Genomic DNA, 17,866 nt, shown 5'->3' on the forward strand with positions numbered 1-17,866 from the left:
TTAAATTTTTGATAAATTATATATAAAAAAAACCTGGAGGTTTTTATGAAAAACAAAAAATCATCAATAATAATCGGTTCTGCAGCGGCAATTCTTATTGGTTCAACCGTTTTTGGCACAGTTGCTGGGCTTGCATCTAAAGTTAAATATCGTGGCGTTAATCCAACACAAGGGGTAATATCTCAATTAGGCTTGATTGATTCAGTTGCGTTTAAACCTTCAGTTGCTAGTTTTACAAGTGATTATCAAAGTGTTAAAAACGCACTTTTAAATGGTAAAACTTTCAACGGTACAAGCTCTGCTTTTGCCGATTTTGCATCCAAATTCGATTTTCTGACAAATAATGGTAGAACTGTTTTAAATATTCCAAAAAAATATCAAGTGGTAATTAAGGATTTTGTTGCAGAAGATGATAAAAAAAGATTTCGCCTTTCTTTTTACCTAAAAGAAACGCTTCCTGATGGGAATATCGCCCAATCGGCTTCTAAATTTATTTATCTTTTACCAGTCGATGCCCCAAAAGCTGCGCTGGCGCAATTTTCTTATATCGTTGATAATAATTTGGCTAATTTGGTCCAATACCCACTTACAAATTTTTCTTCGGCTTCAGTAAAACCGCTTGCCCTTACCCGCGCAAGTGATTTTGCTAAAAAACTTAATGAATTTAAAACAGAAGAAGAGCTCATATCTTATCTTAACCAGTTTTTCGATATTGAGGCGCTAAAAGCAAATATTCGTTTGCAAGCAAGAGATTTTAGTTTTGCCAAAGGAAATTTAACTGAACCTTTTATTTATTCTTTTGTTCGAAACCCTCAAAATGAAAAAGAATATGCAAGCCAAATAAATACTGGGCTTAAAACTGTAAGACTTTATGTAAAAACTGAGTTTAGACAACAAGCCAAATCTGCTTTAAAAGACTACAAAAATAAAGATGAAAGCTTTATTACAAGTATCGATCTTAAAACTCGTGATAATAAAACACTGTTTGCAGATGAAAATGATCTAAGAACCCAATTAGATGTTAATTTATTGGATATTTCCGATTATTATAGCGTTGGTAATAATAGTCAACTTCAAAAACTACCTGAATCACTTGATAGTTTAAAAGCACGGGATGAAGCTCGTCGGTTTAGCGCCGATAAAACTTTAGCTAAATATTCTTTATATTCTTATGATGCTCTTAGTTTTTATTCACAAATGCAGGAGTTGCTAACAAAGCCAGAGCTGATTAAGGAATTAATTAATGCTTCTTTAGTTCGCGGGTTAACTTTTTCTTTTGGAAAATATGATTTATTATTTGACGATCTAAGTCAACATTTAGATTATGATTTTTTAATGACAGCAGCCAAAATCAAGCAAAATTCAGTTTCGAAAAAACTATTTATCGAAATCCCAGTAAAAATCGTGCTAAAATCATCAATATTCGGCGATTCAGGAGCTCAAGTAAAGCCGGTTTTGGAAAAGGTTGTTTCTTTTAAATTAGACAATTTCCGCGATGTTACAATTGAAAAAGCTTTTGGGGTTTTATACCCGGAAGTTTACGAAGAGCTTAAAAAAGCCAAAGAAGATCAAGCAAAAGCGCTAGCAGCAGGAAAAAAACCGAATAGCCAACAAGCGCAAGATTTACAAAACCAAGAAGACGAAGAAGAAGAGGAAATTGACTTTGCAAATCCCCAAAATTCACCAATTCAATACCAAGCAGTAGAACAAAATTTACAAAGTTCGCCTTTAGGCCAAAGTGCTAAAAACCCTTATAAAATTGCTGCTAACCAAGATAAATATCTCCTTGCAAAATCAGAAATTGATGAGCTTATTAAAGAAAAAAATTATGCAAAATTAGCAATGCTAATTTCAGATCCTTTAACTTATAATGTGCAATTAAGGCTAAAAGATCAATTATTTAATAATAATATTCAAATTCCAAGTGAGCAAGATATTGCCAAGGCAAATTTTGTCCTTGATGATACTGATACAAATCTTTATTCGCAAATTTATTCTTCTTTTTCCGCCGTATTTCCAAATAAACAATCGCTTTATGGGTATTATCGTTATTTATTATCACTTAATCCTAAAGACACAATTTCGCAGCTAGTAAAATTAGGGCAGAAAATTGGGCTAGAATTTACAAATTGGGAAAATTTACCTAACGATTTTAATCTAGATGATCTTAAAAATGTTAAAATCAAAACACCTTTTAGTAAAAATACTGCTAAGGCTTCAGCCGGGCAGAGTCAATTTAAATTAAGACTTTTAGATTTTAACAATTATGGAACTGAGACAAACTCCTCAAGCGAGAGTTTTCCAATCTTTTTACCGGCGCGGATTCAAGTCCCAAGTTCGGGTATAATTCAATGAAATGATGAACCACAATCTAGTTCTAACTGAATTAATGAACTGGTTAGCCAGCTTAAAGGTAAAAACCTTAGCAATCGCGAGCAATTGCAAAACCTCCCTATGTTAGTCGCCCAAAAAATATTTCCGAATTCAAACAAGGGTACAGGAGCAGCTCAATTCCAACAAATAATTTTAAAAGAGTTACAAAGAAATATAAACCAAAAAGATACTATCAAATTTTCTTTGGGCAAACGTGAATCATTTTTTAATGACAAGGCTTTTGCTGCGATAGATAATTTGCAAGATTTACTATTTGCTTTTTATTCTTCTGCGGCGCTTGCAAATAACTGAAATAATTACCAACAAAGTGGAGCAAAACCAGCAATTGTATTTGAAAAAAGCGAGGCACCACTACTTCCCGAAAAGAAGGAAGACAAACTAAATGACAATGTTTATGCTTTAAAATTCCATTATGCAATTGGCTTTGACGATAATGCGGGTAAATTCAACCCCGATGTAATCAAATCTTCATCTCGCACAATTTATTTGCAAGTTTCTGGGGCTTCTCTCGAACAAGTTCGGGTGAAACGCGAGTTAAATGAAGCGCTTGCTAATGCTCCTTTAGGGCTGCAAAGTTTTTCTTTAGATCCTGAAAAATTTGGCGTATTCCAAAACCTTGCAAATTCTCTTGTGGAAAAAACAAAAACTGCTGTGATAAAACAAGATGAGGAAAAACCAAAAGATGATACCACAATTTGGGTGCATGATCCAATCAGAAAACCGGAAATGCCCCAAATTGAAAGCGCTCCTGAGCAGGATTGGTTTGAAGGTAAACTAACAAATAGTTTAATCCCAAACGAAAACCAAAATTCTGAGAAACCAAAACCCCAAAATGTTAATGTCTCAACTTTCGGGTCTGGCCTAGTAAGTCCATTTTTTGCAACTGAATTCCAAGAAGAAAAAGCCCTTGGTGGTAAAACAACAGATACACAGGCTTCCCAGTCAGAAAGTGTTGATAAAGAAGCTAAAATATTAAAGCAAAAACTTGCAATTTTACTTGGAAGTGAGTTTATCCAATACTATCAGCAAACAGATGCGAATGTCGAATTTGAAATTGTTAGCGTTTCCCGTATTAATGAAACAAGTTTTAAAGTCGAATTTAAGTTAGCTAAAAATATTAATGAGAATAACACAACCAATAAAGTTTTATCTGATGAGTCAATAACTTTGCTTATTAGTACAACTATCGAAGAGGCTCCAGAGTTTGCCGCCGAACCTAAGGTTTTTAACACTACCTGGGATAAGGTCTATAATCCTGCTAATCCCCTAGCAGCAACCACTAAGTTTAGTCTTGAATTCAAAGAAAAAATACCTTTAGATGCAAACGGGCACGTAAAAAGCGAATGGTTAGCAAAAATTCCGCTAGTTATCCACCAACAAGTGCTTAATTTAACTCCGCTAGTGCAAACAACCAAAGAAGTGGAACTGCAGCAAGGAAAAGTGTTAACAAATGTAATTCGAAAAGAAAAAGAAAGACAGGCTATTGAAGTTGCAACTAAATATGCTATTTTGAACCCATTGACGCGAATTCACAGACTTTCATTAAATAATCAAGCAAATCCCGAAACAAATATAAAAATCAAAAATATTAATGTAGTCAATGGTACAAAGCTTGAATTCGACCTCTGGACTAATAACCTAAAGCGGCTAATAAATGCTCCAATAACATTTGGGAATTATAACCCCTTTTTAATTTGAAATAGCAATAAAGCTCTTTATGAAAAAGTCAAAGAGCAGTTTGTAAAGGGAATAAACCCGCAAGTTCAAAGCGCTGATTTTAATATCTCGCTCATCTCCATTAAAGAAAATGGCAAAAAACAAAACGAAAAGTATCTAATGATAAAGCCAAAATATATAGTTGAGCGGGCAGTTGGGGTCCCCTGAACAACAGGTTATGATAATTATTCCGGAAAACAAAATGAAATCAGTACCACCAAACCCTCAAAACAGAGTAATAATGGTAAAGATTTTATTGATGCTTTGGCTTTAAGAAATACCGAATATGCAAACAAATGAGGATTATCTGTTAAAATATTCGACCCCGCTAACGAGTTAGCGTCAATCAAAGATTCAACCGCGCGAAAAGGTGAGGAAAAACTCCTAGCGTCTTATGATTTATATAAAAGTTACGAAGCCAACGAAAAGCAAAAAATCGCAAAAGGCTGAACAAACATCCACCCAGATCAACAACCGCTGCAAGGCAATAAGCAAGAGCTTCCAGATAATTATTTAAATCTTATTCTTAACCAACCTTGAAGAGTAACTTTATATAATTCAAGTGATTTTGTCACAAATTTATTTCGCAAACCCGATAGTAGGTCCAAACTTAAAAATGTTATCGCAAGGCAAATTAACAATAATTACGCAAGTTGAGGGACAGCTTATTTAACATTCTGGTATCCAAAAGAAGTAATTGCAGCCCAACCAAATATAATAAGCGCTAATATTGATCAAGTGCTAATTAAGGATTATAAAGAAATTAGTGAAAATAAAAAACTTATAGCCCCAAACATTACCAGATGATGGCCAAACATCCAAAATTCAAAAGAACTTTTTCTCTTACCAACTTTTAATAAAAGCAAACAAACACCCACTTCTTCTTCTTCTAATAATACCCCACAATGAACTAAAATAAAACAAGGTTTTACTTTACAAGCATTAAAATCTAGATTTAATCGTAAATCTAGAACGTTTGTGTTAACCACAAACGCGCCAATCCCCCTTACTAAATACGATGTCTATCTTAAAAAAGGAGATTGAAGATTAGTATTTCAAAATGATGAAAATCAGTTAGCAATGCTTCGGGTAGACCAACAACAGCAAAACGATAAAAACGATAAAAATAAATGAATTAAATTTAAAGTAACAATTCCTAGAGAAATGTTTACATCAAATATAAGGTTTGTCGGCGTTCTTCAAGTAACAAGTCAACAAATGTTATGGTTACCGGTGATAAACTCATCCGTTATCTACGATTTTTATGCCGGAACCGGGGATTCTTCTGATCCAAAGAATATCAGTACTTTTGATAAAGTAAAAACAATAGCTCTTACCAATAACGCTTTTGATAATGTCTTTAAAGAGTTTAATATTTCAAAAAAGGTTGTTGAATAGTCAATCATTATAATCTTGTAGCGGTTTTTAAAAACCCTAGTATTCTTAAAAGTTTAAAAAAACCCGTTAATTTAAAATTTCGGGTTTTTTCTTTTGCGAAAATTTATTATAATATTAGAAGTTATTTTCTCTAATTTCGTTAACTAAAATTATTGCATTTTTTGCAAAAAAGCGAATAACTTTTTTAATTTGTCCGCTAATTAATATTGCATCAAAAGTTTTAAAACAAAAACCCTCAACTCTACCTTCGCCTGAAATTATAATAATCTCAAACCAAAAAACATTAGAATCTGGTAATAAACTAAAAACTGAATTAATTGATACTCTTTTTAAATTAAAAAACTTGTTTTTTATTAAAACTTGTTGTTTTTCTGTGTTTTTTTTAACAATCAAAGGTTTTAGCTTAGCTTTTGTTGCTTTTATTGCTAAATCAAGGTGAAGTTCCCTTTTTTTTCCGTTAAGGTCATACCGGTCAAAATCATAAATGCGAAAAGTTAAATCACTGTTTTGTTGTATTTCAAAAACAAGCGCGCCTTCTGGAATTGAATGAATAATTCCCGCGCTAATATAAGCGAGATCTCCCCTTGCTAAATTATGTAAATTAGTAAAATTTAGCAAATTCTCTTTATTTATTTTACCAATTTCACTAATAAAATTATCTGACTTTGCGCCAATTATAAAAGGGTTTTTACTCTCAGCAATTACAAACCAAGCCTCGTCTTTACCTAAACTGTTAAAATTTTGTGCCATTTTATCATCAGGATGAACTTGTAAACTTAGTTTTTTACCAGCGTCAATAATTTTAAGCAAATTAGGGTAAATTTTTTTTGGGTAATTTTTAAAAAAATCAGGATTTTTTTGATAAAATTTCGATAAAGGTAAATTGTCAATAACTGATTCAGCGTTTTTGTAAGCCGAAATTAGTCAGGCTTCACCAATTTTTCTACTAGTTTTTAAGTGTTTTTTGAGCCTATTACCGGCTCAAATTGTTTCTTTAAGATAAGGTTTTAGGAAAAAAAGGTATTTTTTCATTATTTTGCCTGTTTTAATTTTTTATTAAAAACATTTAGAAATAACCAAGTCGCGAGTTTCTGTTTTTGGAAAATAACCACACTCTGTTTTAAGTTCGGTTTCTAATTTTTTAGCGGCTAGATAGATATGTAATACTGACTGTGCATGATGTAATTTCACAAACTTTTTTGTATTAGCATAATTTTCTTTGTTTTAAATATTTGTGTTTCACGGTTTTGTAAATCTTCAATAATTTGATTTTTATTGGCTACAATTTTTAGCAATTTTGCCTGTTTTACAATAAAATTAAACACTTCGTTTTTTGTTTTTAAATGTTCTTGCAAAAAAATAAAATTTTTTTCAAAAACTTTCATATTTGCTTTCTTTCTTTATTTAAATTATATCACAGTTAACTGATCGCTTATGCAATAAAAAACCTAATTAAAATGAAAAATTTTTCTAAATTTATTATAATTCAAAACACGTTTAGAGATTCATTTTTTTTTTTTTTTTAATCTCAATTTTTTTATGTTTATTGTAATAGCATCAGACAATTTAATTAACAATTATAAAAAATAATGTTTTACGTTTTTTTTAGGCTAATTTCAAAACTATTTTTTGGGTTTTAAATAACTTTTTCAATATAAAAATTGAACTTTATGATGAAACTTTTTTCATTTTTTATCATAAATATGAAAAAATGAAAAAAGTTTCATAGATAAAAATATTAACGACAAAGCCTAATATTTTTTAAAAAAACACTATAAATTTATAGTGTTTTTGGTTTATTATCATCTTTTTCCTGAATTGGTCCAAGGCCAATTAAATCGCCTTTTTCAATAAAACTAATTGAAGCGCCTCCGCCAGTTGAAATATGGGAAAATGATTTTGTAAGATTTTCGGCTTCGATTGCAGCAACTGAATCTCCACCGCCAATGACGCTATAACAATTAGGAATTTTTGCAATAATTTTGGCAACTTCCCTTGTTCCATTAGCGAAATTTTTAAATTCGGCAACACCTAAAGTCCCATTTCATAACACTGTTTTTGCATCTTTTAGTTGATCTTCGAATAATTTGATTGTCAAAGGCCCAATATCCATTCCTTCTAAATGATCGGGAATTTCTAAAGGATTTTCTTCATTATAAATTGGCTCTACATCTTTAAATTCAGGAGCTAGGGCAGCATCAAGTGGTAAAACTAATTTATCAGGATATTTTTGCATTAAATCTAATGCAAGTTTGAGTTTATCATCTTCGCAAATTGAAAGGCCAATTTTATAACCTAGTGCTTTTTTGAAAGTATAACCCATGCCACCGCCGATTAGAACTTTATCAGCTTTTTCTAATAAAGTGGAAATTATGCCGATTTTATCGGATATTTTCGCCCCACCAATAATTGCATAAAAAGGTTTTTTTGGGGCGAAAATTAGTTTTGAAAGTGAATCTAATTCTTCTTTTACTAAATAACCAATTCCTGATTCTTGGATATATGTTGCAATTCCAACATTTGAGGCATGAGCGCGATGTAAAGTTCCGAAGGCATCGTTGATAAAAATATCACCAAGTGAGGCTCAATACTTACCTAATTCAGGGTCGTTTTTTGATTCAGCTTTGTTATTTAGATCTTGAAATCTTGTATTTTCAAGGAGCAAAATTTGTCCATTTTCTAGTTTTTGAATTGCATTTTCGACTTCTTGTCCGCGGTTATAAGGGATAAATTTAATATCTAAACCAGAAATTTGTTCTAATTTTTCAGCAACAAGACGTAGTGATTTTTTTTCAAGATCATCTTTGGTTTTAATACGTCCAAGATGAGATAAAATCACTAATCTACCGCCATCATTAGTGATTTTTTTAATAGTTTTAAGACTCGCGATAATTCGTTTTGTTGATGTTATATGCCCATTTAAAATTGGCACATTAAAATCAACGCGTAAAAGCACAATTTTGTCAAAAAAATTAATCTCATCAATAAATTTTTTATTTTTATAGGTTGGTATCATTTTTATCCTTTTAAATAAAATAGTTTAAATATAGTGTTTTTTGTATTATATTATAAACTATTAAATCGTTCTGCTTTAAAAATTAAAAATGGCTTAAATAAATTTGACTAAATTTTTAAAAATTACTTAAAATTTAGGTAAAATTTTAAAATTGAAGCTAAAAAAATGTGGCTAAAAATAAAAAATACCAAAATTAGAAAATTTTTCAAATAAATTGGCGTTATTTTTATTTGTTTTATGGTAAAATTAGAATAGATTTTATGCGAAACGAGATGCGAAATTTTATTTTTTTTTATCATATAATTCTTAATTTTATACTATAATTTAAATTATTTTTAGAAATTTAGAAATATTAAAATCCAAAGAAGTCGCTAAGAAAATGAACAAAAACAAAACTTTAAGATTTTATCTAACGGAAATTTGTGATGAATTTCACAAAGAAAAAGACTGCTATTATCGTCTTAAATTTTCAAAAGAAACTGTTGGCCTTTTTAATTCGCTTGCTGACGTTTTTCTTAAAATCGAAAGCCTTAAAACACCGGTGCGACTTTGAGTTTTGCGTAACAATAAGTTTGGGCCCGTTATTTCTTTTCCCTTAACTATTAATTTCAAATCACTTAGTCAGTCCCAAAAAGAAGAATTTATAACAAAGTTATTTCAAGATAGCGAAACAGATGAGAATTTTAAATTTGTTGCAAAAAAAGGCATTAAGGGTATTAGTGTTGTTTCAAAAGAAAAAAATCCCTTAAAAACCAGTAAAAATAAACAAAAGCAAGCAGAATTAACTGACATTGACAATGAAAACGAAAAATCGCTTGAAGAAATTCTCTATTTTATTAGCAAAAATGAGAGTGATGAAATAATTAATTGCTCAGTTTGTGATAAAAACAATCAAGAAGAAATTAAAAGTCAAGAATGTCCTTGTAATCTTATAGAACTTGAAGTTTCTGATTCTAAAAAGCAAAAAAGTCTTTCAAATACGAGCAGCTTGAAAACGAAAGATAATCTTGAAGTTAAAAATTTAGCTAAAAAAAACTTGCAAAAAACCAAAGAATTTATTGTTGATATCCCAAAAGGCGATTTAGAAGAAGATGACGAAATTGATGAAAATGAAGAGATTAGAGAACTTCAGGAATTATTTGAAATAAGAAGAAGATTTGCAGAAGAAGATAACGAAGTAAGATCCCCCCAACAAATTATTTTTAATGAGCGACTTTCTGATGAATACGATGAAAAACTTTTGAAAAAAGCAAGAATAGCAAACACAATACTTATATGAAAATCGCTAAAACAAGAACGCGAAGAAAGAAAAAAGAGAGAAAAAGCGTTAAAAGAGAAAAAGAAATTAAAATTTGATGATGAAAAATATGATATAATTGAGGGCGAACTTCTTGATGCATATGGTCTTGATAGTCCTTCGAATGAAGCTTATGTTGGCGTAAATCAAGATAATGACCATTCTGAATTTTGTGATTGTCCCCCTTTTTTTAGTTCGGAATCAGAAAAAAATTTTTGCCCTGCTTGCACCCATAATGCAAGTTGCCAATGATGTCAGAAATACCGTACTTTTTTACTGGAAGCTAAAAATTGTTCTACTTGTCTTGCCCGATTTAAAGGCAAAAATTTTGATTTTGAAACTAAATTATTTGAACTCCGTTTTTCAAATAATTTAGCTCAAAATCAGGTAAAAATTTCTTCACAAATCTGCAAAACTTGTACTCATAACGCACTTTGTTCTTGATGCCAGAAATATCGTGCTTATTTATTAGAAGCAAAAGATTGTGTTAAATGTAAAGAGTTAATTTTTGCAAAAAATATTAATCTTGACCAAAAAATCTTCGAATTATCACATCCTTCTTATCCTAATTTAATTAGCAATTGCCCTGCTTGCACCCATAATGCAAGTTGCCAATGATGTCAGAAATACCGTACTTTTTTACTGGAAGCTAAAAATTGTTCTACTTGTCTTGCCCGATTTAAAGGCAAAAATTTTGATTTTGAAACTAAATTAAAGGAATTAGCAGTAAATGATTATCAAACAAATCATTTTTTCAATAACCAGCTAACTTATAATTCTCCTTGCTTAACTTGTAATCACAATTTTTCTTGTCCGAAATGTCTAAAATTAGCCACTTTTTATCGTGAGGTAAAAAATTGCCCTGCTTGCAAAAACTTATTAGCGCAAAAAAATATTGATATTGATGAAAAAATTTATCAACTTTCTTATTATCCTTATTTTGAATCACAAACTTTATTAAAACCGGCTTTTAAAATTGAGGAAAAACCTAGCTATAATGAAAATTGTCTTTCATGTTCGCATGTTTATTTTTGTAAATTCTGTCTAAAATACCGGGCTTTTTTACTTGAGGCCAAAAATTGTCCCGCTTGTGGTTATCTTTTTGCTAAGAAAAATCTTTCAATTGATTATCTTCTAGCAATTATAAATTTTGAAACTCATTCTGCTGATTTTGTTCATATAAATCCGCTTTCATTGCTAACTCATGGAAAAATTATCGCACATAACACAGTTCCAGAAGTAGTTGAAATTGTTCTTGATTATTCTTGAGTTAAAATATATCCTTATTATCTTGGAATTAAAAATTATCCTTTAGACAAATTTCCCGCAATTATTCCGTTATTTCAAGGAATTGTCTATCAAGCCTTACGTGATCAAAATATGGCCGAACATAACACAATCGTTGATTATGAGCTATTTAATACAAAACGTGGATATGGCGGTTATAATGCTCAGGTAAGTGGTGGCATTTCGATTGGAACTGGAAATCTTAGCGTTGATGAAGCTACACGAGTAATTGCAGCAACGACTTCAAGTGTTGATGATGATGAAGAAATTATTATCGTTGCCACCGAGAAGTCAACAATTTGGGGTCTGCCTTCGTATGTTTTATGGTTTTTACTATTTGCAGTAATTGCTGTTCTTCTTGTTGTTGTTATCATGTTTATTCTTCACGGAGCCGGGTTAGTTTAGCTATAAATTCCGTTATTTTTTAATATTTTTCTATAAAAAAACAAGATTTGGATATTTTTACTTCGAAAAACGAACTAGAAAAATAAATTGTTTTGAATAAATCCAATTTAATATATAATTTCAATAGTAAATTGTTTGCATTTGTTTTGGAGAGAAACTAAAAGGAAAAGGCGATGAATTTGGATATTGCAATTTTAGCAATTGGGGTACTAACTTTATTGTTAGCCCTTATTTTTGCGGTTTTTTTTATATTTAATCATATTAAAACTTTGCATAAAAACAAAGTAAGTCGCAGTTTTCTTGACTTAGGAATTTCAACACAAAGAAAAATAGTTTACGAACTTTTTTTTGCAGTTAAACACCTTTCAAAAAACAAAATCGGCGCAATTATTACTTTGCAAAGAAACACGCTTCTTGATAGTCTCCGAACTGATGGGGTTAAAATTGATTCGATGATAAATTCTTCGCTTTTAATAGCGATTTTTCATAAAAATTCGCCACTACATGATGGAGCTGTAATTATAGTTGATGATAGAATTTCGTATGCATCAACTTATTTTTCGGTATCAGAAACGACTCTTGAAGATCGGTATGGCGCCCGACATCGGGCAGCTTTAGGAATTTCAGAGGTCTCGGATGCGATAACAATTGTGGTATCCGAACAAAGTGGTGATGTTATAATTGCCCGTGATGCTAATTTTTTCAAAATTACTAATATCGATTCGTTTGCCGAAATTTTAACAAAAGAACTAAATTCAACCCAAGCTAATATAAATAAATAAATAATTAGAAAAAAATGCTAGATTTACAAACAAAAAATTCTTTGTTAGTCGAGTTAGTAAATGGGAAAAAAATTAATCAAGTTCGCAATTATACAAAACAAAAACCACTTTCTGAAATCGCCGAAGAAGTTTCACAATTTAATCAGTTTCAACGAATTTTGTTTTTTCGAATGTTAGATACTGCAACAGCAGGAGAGATTTTCACCTATTTTTCTCCTGAAATTCAGACAAAATTAGTTAAGAGTTTGCCAAATGAAATGATAAGCAAATTACTTGATGAACTTTATGTAGATGAAATTGTTGAACTTCTTGATGAGGTTCCTGATAATGTGGCAAAACGAATTTTACGCAACATTGATACGGATACCCGTAAGCAAGTTAACCAACTTTTGCAATACAGCGATGATCAAATCGGCTCTTTTATGTCGGTTGATATTGTTTATCTTTCAAATGAATTTACATGTATGCAAGCACTTGAAAAAATTAGGCAATATAAAGACATTTCCGAGTTAGTGCATTATTATTATGTTGTTGATAAGCAAAAAAGAATAATCGGCGCGACCACTTTAGAAGATATAGTGTTTTCTGATCCGCAGCTTAAAATTGATAAAATTATTTTTCAAGTTCCTTTTTTGGTTACAACCGATAAAAAAGAACATGCTGCCGAAGTTTTTGCTAAAAATGATTTTTCCGTTTTGCCTGTTGTTAATACCGCCCAAAGATTAATTGGCATGGTCACAAGTGATAATATAATCGATATTGTAAAAGAAAAAGCAACAAGCGATATTTACAAACTAGCAGGGATTTTGCCCCAAGAAGTTGATGATTCCTATATTAAAACTAGTTTAAAAAAACTGGTAAAATCAAGGATTTTTTGACTAATTATTTTAATGTTTGGTTCTAGTTTATCCCAGTTTATTATCCAAGAATTTACTAATGCAATCAGCCAAAATAACACAATTAAATCAATTGGCTTGTCTAGTTTTATTACCACAATTGTTTCAATGATTCCGGTAATTTCTGGATCTGCTGGCAATGCCGGTTCACAATCAGCAACTACAATTGTGCGCGCAATTTCTTTAAAAGAAGTCTCGCGCACAAATTTTATTTCGAAAGTTTTACTAAAAGAAGTGAGCGTCGGCTTTGTAATTGGTACAATTTTGATGGTGCTTAATTTTTTAAGACTAGTAGTTTATTTTACACTAACAGGCGATATTCAAAATGGTAAAATTCTCGAAAATTCAATTTCGAATCTCACTGTTCGTGATTATATTTTGCTAATTTCCTTTGCCTCATCGCTTTCTTTATTATTTGTAATTATTTTTTCAAAAATTCTTGGAACTTTAATTCCGATGTTAGCAAAAAGAATCAAACGTGATCCGGCTGTGATGTCCGCACCAATTTTGGCAACTGTAACTGATTCTGTCGCAACTTTAATTTTTTTTGGTATTACGATTGTTGTGTTTCTAATAATTTAATTAATAAATTTCAGAAAATTTATTAATTAATAAAATTATGAAATAAATTTCATAATTTAATATTTTTTAATTGGATTGGAAAAATGCTTTATATTGAAATAATTGGCTATATTGCCGCATTCTTGACTGCCATAGTTGGTCTCCCGCTTGTAATAAATACTTTTAAAACAAAAATTCCGCCGAAGGTTTCGCTTCTTAGTTGGTGAATTTACTATATTGGAATTCTTGCCTTTGCTTTGCTTGGTTTAGCTTTGAATGATTTTCCCCTTATAATTACCCAAGTTTTTTGTGGACTTATAACGATAACTTTTTTGGTACAATATTATACTTTTCTAATCAAAAAAAGTGAAAAAACCAAGCAAAATCTTGCATTTATCGGTCTTGGTATAATAATTTATTTTCTAATTTTATTAACTTTGATTTTTTATTTTGCAAAAACAATTCCAGCAGGTAAAATGGCGCCGGGGGCAACTTATATTGGAATTATTGCCGGTTTTTGCGTAAATATTGCTTTTTTACCGCAAACTTTATTAGGGATAAAACAAAAAACAATAAAATTTATTCCCTTAACTTTCTTATTGAATTTAACACTTTTAAACATTTTTTGAATAATTTATGAATTTTTAAAACTGTTGGTTGAAGAAAACTCAAATTATCTATCAGCGCTCATTTTCCAAATTATTGGATTCATAATCGCAGTTTCACAACTTTTTGTTTACTTTTATCAGTTAAGCCAACAGCGGAAAATTGAAAAAACCTTCAAAATCAACTGAATTTAAGATACGATTTTGAAGGTTTTTTATTAATATTTTAAAAGAAAATATTAAAATTAGTCAAATTTTTTGCGATATAAATAATCTTTAATTGCATAAATTAAACCGTCTTGATCACAGGCACTTGTATTTAGTTTTGCAACTTTTTTGACAAGATCATTACTATTTGCCATTGCATAGGAAAATTTTGTTCTTTCAAGCATTGAAAGATCATTAGCGCTATCGCCAATTGTCATTACCTCATTTTGTTCATAGCCAAAAAGTTTGCAAACAAATTCAATAGCATTTCCCTTATTTGTTCCTTTTTTACTAATTTCAATACTTAGATTTTTAATTAGAATCGCCTCTAAATCCTGATTTTTTTCAAGTATTTTATAAGCTTTTTCAATTTGGGACTGCGTTCCTATAAGCTCTAATTTAATTACATTTTCTTGGACAGAATCAGTAAAAACAACCTCTTTTTCTGGATTAAGGTGGGGATAGGAAAAAAAAGTTCAATATTGCGGTTTTGTATTAAAACTGAAATATTTTTCCTTATTTCAAAAATTTAGTTGCATATCTAATTTTTTGGCAATTTCAAAGACGAATTTTTGTGATTCAATTGAAATTGTACCGTTAATTAGTTGATGATTTTCACTTTCAAGATCAGAGAATAAAGCCCCATTTGATGTGATCAGATATTTAATTTCTAAGCTTTTGGCAACTTGATAAATTCGTGAGCTTAACGGATTGCCAGTGTTAAGAACAAGGATAAAATTATCCTTGTTCTTTTTTATATACTCGTTAGTTTCCCGGGAAATTTCAAAATCTGAGCAATATAAAGTACCATCGATGTCGCTAAAGATTAATTTTTTTTTCATTTCGTAAAAATTATAAGGATATTTAACTAAAAAAGAAATATTTTTCGTCTTTACTTTGCAAAATAAACAATTTTGAATTGTGTTTTTATTATGGAGACACAAAAAATTACTTTTTAGTGCCGCTAATTTTGTTATTAGTTTTTAAATTTTTTGTTTTTCAAAATTGAAAAAAAAAAAAAAAAAAATGTACTTTTTCAAAGACTTTTTTGTTATCCAGTTTTTTATGCCACTTTTTTTCTTCTAAAAAAAAAAAAAAAGCTATAATTAATCCAAGTTAGAAAGCGAAAGGAGACGGTGATGGCAGTAAAATTGGCACTAAAAGTTCCCCATATAAATCCAAAACCTGCAAAAATAAGCAAAAAACACTTGGTGCAGGATTTTTGACGTGCTTTAATTGTTTTGTTATTAGTTGGTTTGTGTTTGGCTGTTTTTTTTGATTCACCAAGATCATTTTTTAATATTTCAAATATTGATCCAACAAATTCGCCAGTTTCAAGTATTTCAAGTATTTCCACTTTTTTTAATCCAATTGAAGATTATATTCGTGAATTTGTTGCATCAAGAATAACAAGATCAGTTTTGCTTTTGTTTTTTAGCATTTCCTTTTTATTAAAAGGGATAAAATTCCTCCGCATAAAACAAAAGTTGCAAAAATATCTTGTTTTGTTGATCTTTTTTGGTCTTTTTTTAGTTAATATTATTATTTATTTTGCCTGGCTTACAACAGAGTGAACTTATATTTTCTTGTTTTCTGCGCAAATTTTTGTTTTAATTTTTTTTGATTATTTTCTGTGAATCTGAATTGGGCGAAAAAATGATAAGATTAATTTTGATTATAAAAAAATGTTTATTTTTCGACATCTTAGTCTTACATCAGCGATTGTTATTTTTGGAATTTTTTTTGGTCTTTTTGCGATGATGGTTTTTTCAGGTTCAGAGGATGATGGTATTTCAACTGTAAGTTATGATAATCCAGTTGCAAATTGACTTTATACTTTCATTGCTGAAGTTGGGAAAGTTAATAATTCCTTAATTTTAATTGCGATTTTAGTATCTGCAATTATTTTGGCTTTGCTATATTTTAGCCCACAAATTTATTTTTATCGTCAAAGTTTGATTAGATTAAAAAAATCTGTTTCAAGCCTTTCAATATTAATTTTGGCAATTTTTGCAATTTTTATTTACTGTATTTATATTAATATTTATGCAACAATAAATTTTGTTCAATTTTTACCTTTTGGAAATAATTTAAAATCAAATTATTTGCCAACAACAATCGGTATTTTAATTCATTTTCTTTTGTTAGTGTCTTATTTTATTTTAAATTTTACTAATTTAAAAAGGAAAATAAAAGATTATCACTTAAGTTTTTTTGCATTTTTCCTTTTGCTATCTTTTATTACTAGTTTTGTCGTTTCTTATTTAAGTTATGAAATTTTTGGCACTATTTGAATAAATTTAAGTCAGATTGTGTTTTTTATTATCGTTTATTTATTATTTATAAAAATCAAAGCGGAAATTCCGCTTTGATTAAAGTTATTAATCGGTTTTTTTCTTAGTTTATATATTATTTTTACTTTTATTTACTTATCAAATATTAACATTTATACTGATAAAGTCGCAAAAATTGAGGAAAAAGATTATTCACAAGCTTTGGTATCAACTTTTTATATTGATTACAGTTTTTATTTTTTTGGAATTCTTAGTGTTTTAATCAGTGTTTTTGTTTTAGCGAATTTATTCCTTGAAATTGGAAAAAATGCTTTAATACTAACAACAAAAAGACCAGAACAAATGGAAAAATTACCGCTAACTGAAAAAACTGTTAATAATTCACAAATCACAAAACCAGAATTTAAAACTTCAAAGACAAAAACTTAAAAAATTAGGAGTTAATTATGAAAATTTTTGGAACAAAACAAGTAGCAAACTCAACTGCTATTGACAATAAGACCGAATTTCGTGACTATTATGATTTAATAAATCACCCAAATTTTATTAGTTTTGATGCGCTAATGAATTTAACTTTGCTTGTCTCATCACAAAAAGCAAAGTCGTCATTGCGAGCAAAATACCAACAAAAAGTGGTGAGCGCCTACAAGGCGACAACTGAATTAGTATTTAAAAATTTTGTAATTTCTTGGCAGAAATCATCACGCTTTGGTTCAAAAAGTCTTGTTCCAATTATTATCCAAAAAGAATCTTCGAATGTAATGGCAAGTAATTTCTTTTCTGATAGTGCCGATGCGCGGTTTTCGACAATTCTTGCTAATCTAAACACGCTTGCTTGAGATTTTATTACAAACAAAAACCGATTTGTTGAGGTAGTTGAAGGTTGCATAGTTTTTAACGATCCCCAAACTCGCACACTTAAAGTTATTTTTAGCGAGGTTTCACTAGTTTCTAGTTTTGATGAACAAACTGGACAAGAAAGAAAAATAAAAAAATCTTAATTTTTGA

11 protein-coding genes are annotated in these 17,866 nt (G+C 29.9%); 7 read left to right on the plus strand and 4 right to left on the minus strand.

What is annotated here, in order from left to right; genetic code table 4:
- The first annotated feature begins 45 nt into the window (after positions 1–45).
- Positions 46–5,508 (plus strand): P97 family adhesin, encoded by a 5,463-nt coding sequence (locus MYF_RS00890; protein ID WP_039387533.1) that lies wholly within the window; start codon positions 46–48, stop codon positions 5,506–5,508.
- 114 nt (positions 5,509–5,622) lie between these two features.
- Here the strand turns inward: MYF_RS00890 and MYF_RS00895 are convergent, their stop codons facing one another.
- The 3 genes from MYF_RS00895 to MYF_RS00905 all read right to left on the minus strand — a co-directional run bounded on the left by MYF_RS00895 (position 5,623) and on the right by MYF_RS00905 (position 8,524).
- On the minus strand, positions 5,623–6,540 hold the full coding sequence (locus MYF_RS00895) for a type I phosphomannose isomerase catalytic subunit (RefSeq protein WP_039387535.1): 918 nt from the start codon (positions 6,538–6,540) through the stop codon (positions 5,623–5,625).
- Between the two features lie 116 nt (positions 6,541–6,656).
- On the minus strand, positions 6,657–6,893 hold the full coding sequence (locus MYF_RS03540) for a PTS sugar transporter subunit IIA (RefSeq protein WP_002558002.1): 237 nt from the start codon (positions 6,891–6,893) through the stop codon (positions 6,657–6,659).
- A gap of 395 nt (positions 6,894–7,288) precedes the next feature.
- The gene (locus tag MYF_RS00905) at positions 7,289–8,524 is read right to left on the minus strand and encodes a phosphoglycerate kinase (RefSeq protein WP_002558003.1); all 1,236 of its coding nucleotides are present in this window, start codon (positions 8,522–8,524) and stop codon (positions 7,289–7,291) included.
- Between the two features lie 379 nt (positions 8,525–8,903).
- On the opposite strand from MYF_RS00905, the gene MYF_RS00910 reads away from it, so the two are divergent.
- The 4 genes from MYF_RS00910 (at position 8,904) to MYF_RS00925 (ending at position 14,552) form a co-directional block, all read left to right on the plus strand.
- Positions 8,904–11,513 carry a hypothetical protein gene (locus tag MYF_RS00910; protein WP_002558004.1) on the plus strand — a complete coding sequence of 870 codons (2,610 nt, stop codon included), beginning with the start codon at positions 8,904–8,906 and terminating at the stop codon, positions 11,511–11,513.
- 173 nt (positions 11,514–11,686) lie between these two features.
- Complete coding sequence (locus MYF_RS00915; RefSeq protein WP_002558005.1) at positions 11,687–12,295, plus strand: diadenylate cyclase; 609 nt, start codon at positions 11,687–11,689, stop codon at positions 12,293–12,295.
- 14 nt (positions 12,296–12,309) lie between these two features.
- Positions 12,310–13,773, plus strand: a complete 1,464-nt coding sequence (mgtE, locus tag MYF_RS00920) for a magnesium transporter (RefSeq protein WP_002558006.1) — start codon at positions 12,310–12,312, stop codon at positions 13,771–13,773.
- An 83-nt stretch (positions 13,774–13,856) separates the two neighbouring features.
- A complete protein-coding gene (locus MYF_RS00925; protein WP_002558007.1) occupies positions 13,857–14,552 on the plus strand; it encodes a hypothetical protein in 696 nt (231 codons plus the stop codon).
- A gap of 50 nt (positions 14,553–14,602) precedes the next feature.
- On the opposite strand, the gene MYF_RS00930 is transcribed toward MYF_RS00925, so the two are convergent.
- Positions 14,603–15,406, minus strand: a complete 804-nt coding sequence (locus MYF_RS00930; protein ID WP_039387750.1) for a Cof-type HAD-IIB family hydrolase — start codon at positions 15,404–15,406, stop codon at positions 14,603–14,605.
- Positions 15,407–15,703: 297 nt separating this feature from the next.
- On the opposite strand from MYF_RS00930, the gene MYF_RS00935 reads away from it, so the two are divergent.
- Together MYF_RS00935 and MYF_RS00940 are read left to right on the plus strand one after the other, a co-directional pair.
- Positions 15,704–17,287, plus strand: coding sequence for an MSC_0624 family F1-like ATPase-associated membrane protein (locus tag MYF_RS00935; protein ID WP_002558009.1), 1,584 nt, complete (start codon positions 15,704–15,706; stop codon positions 17,285–17,287).
- Between the two features lie 17 nt (positions 17,288–17,304).
- Complete coding sequence (locus MYF_RS00940; protein ID WP_002558010.1) at positions 17,305–17,859, plus strand: DUF2714 domain-containing protein; 555 nt, start codon at positions 17,305–17,307, stop codon at positions 17,857–17,859.
- Positions 17,860–17,866 lie beyond the last annotated feature (7 nt).

The sequence above is a fragment of the Mesomycoplasma flocculare ATCC 27399 genome (genome assembly GCF_000815065.1).
Lineage (GTDB): Bacteria > Bacillota_I > Bacilli_A > Mycoplasmatales > Metamycoplasmataceae > Mesomycoplasma > Mesomycoplasma flocculare.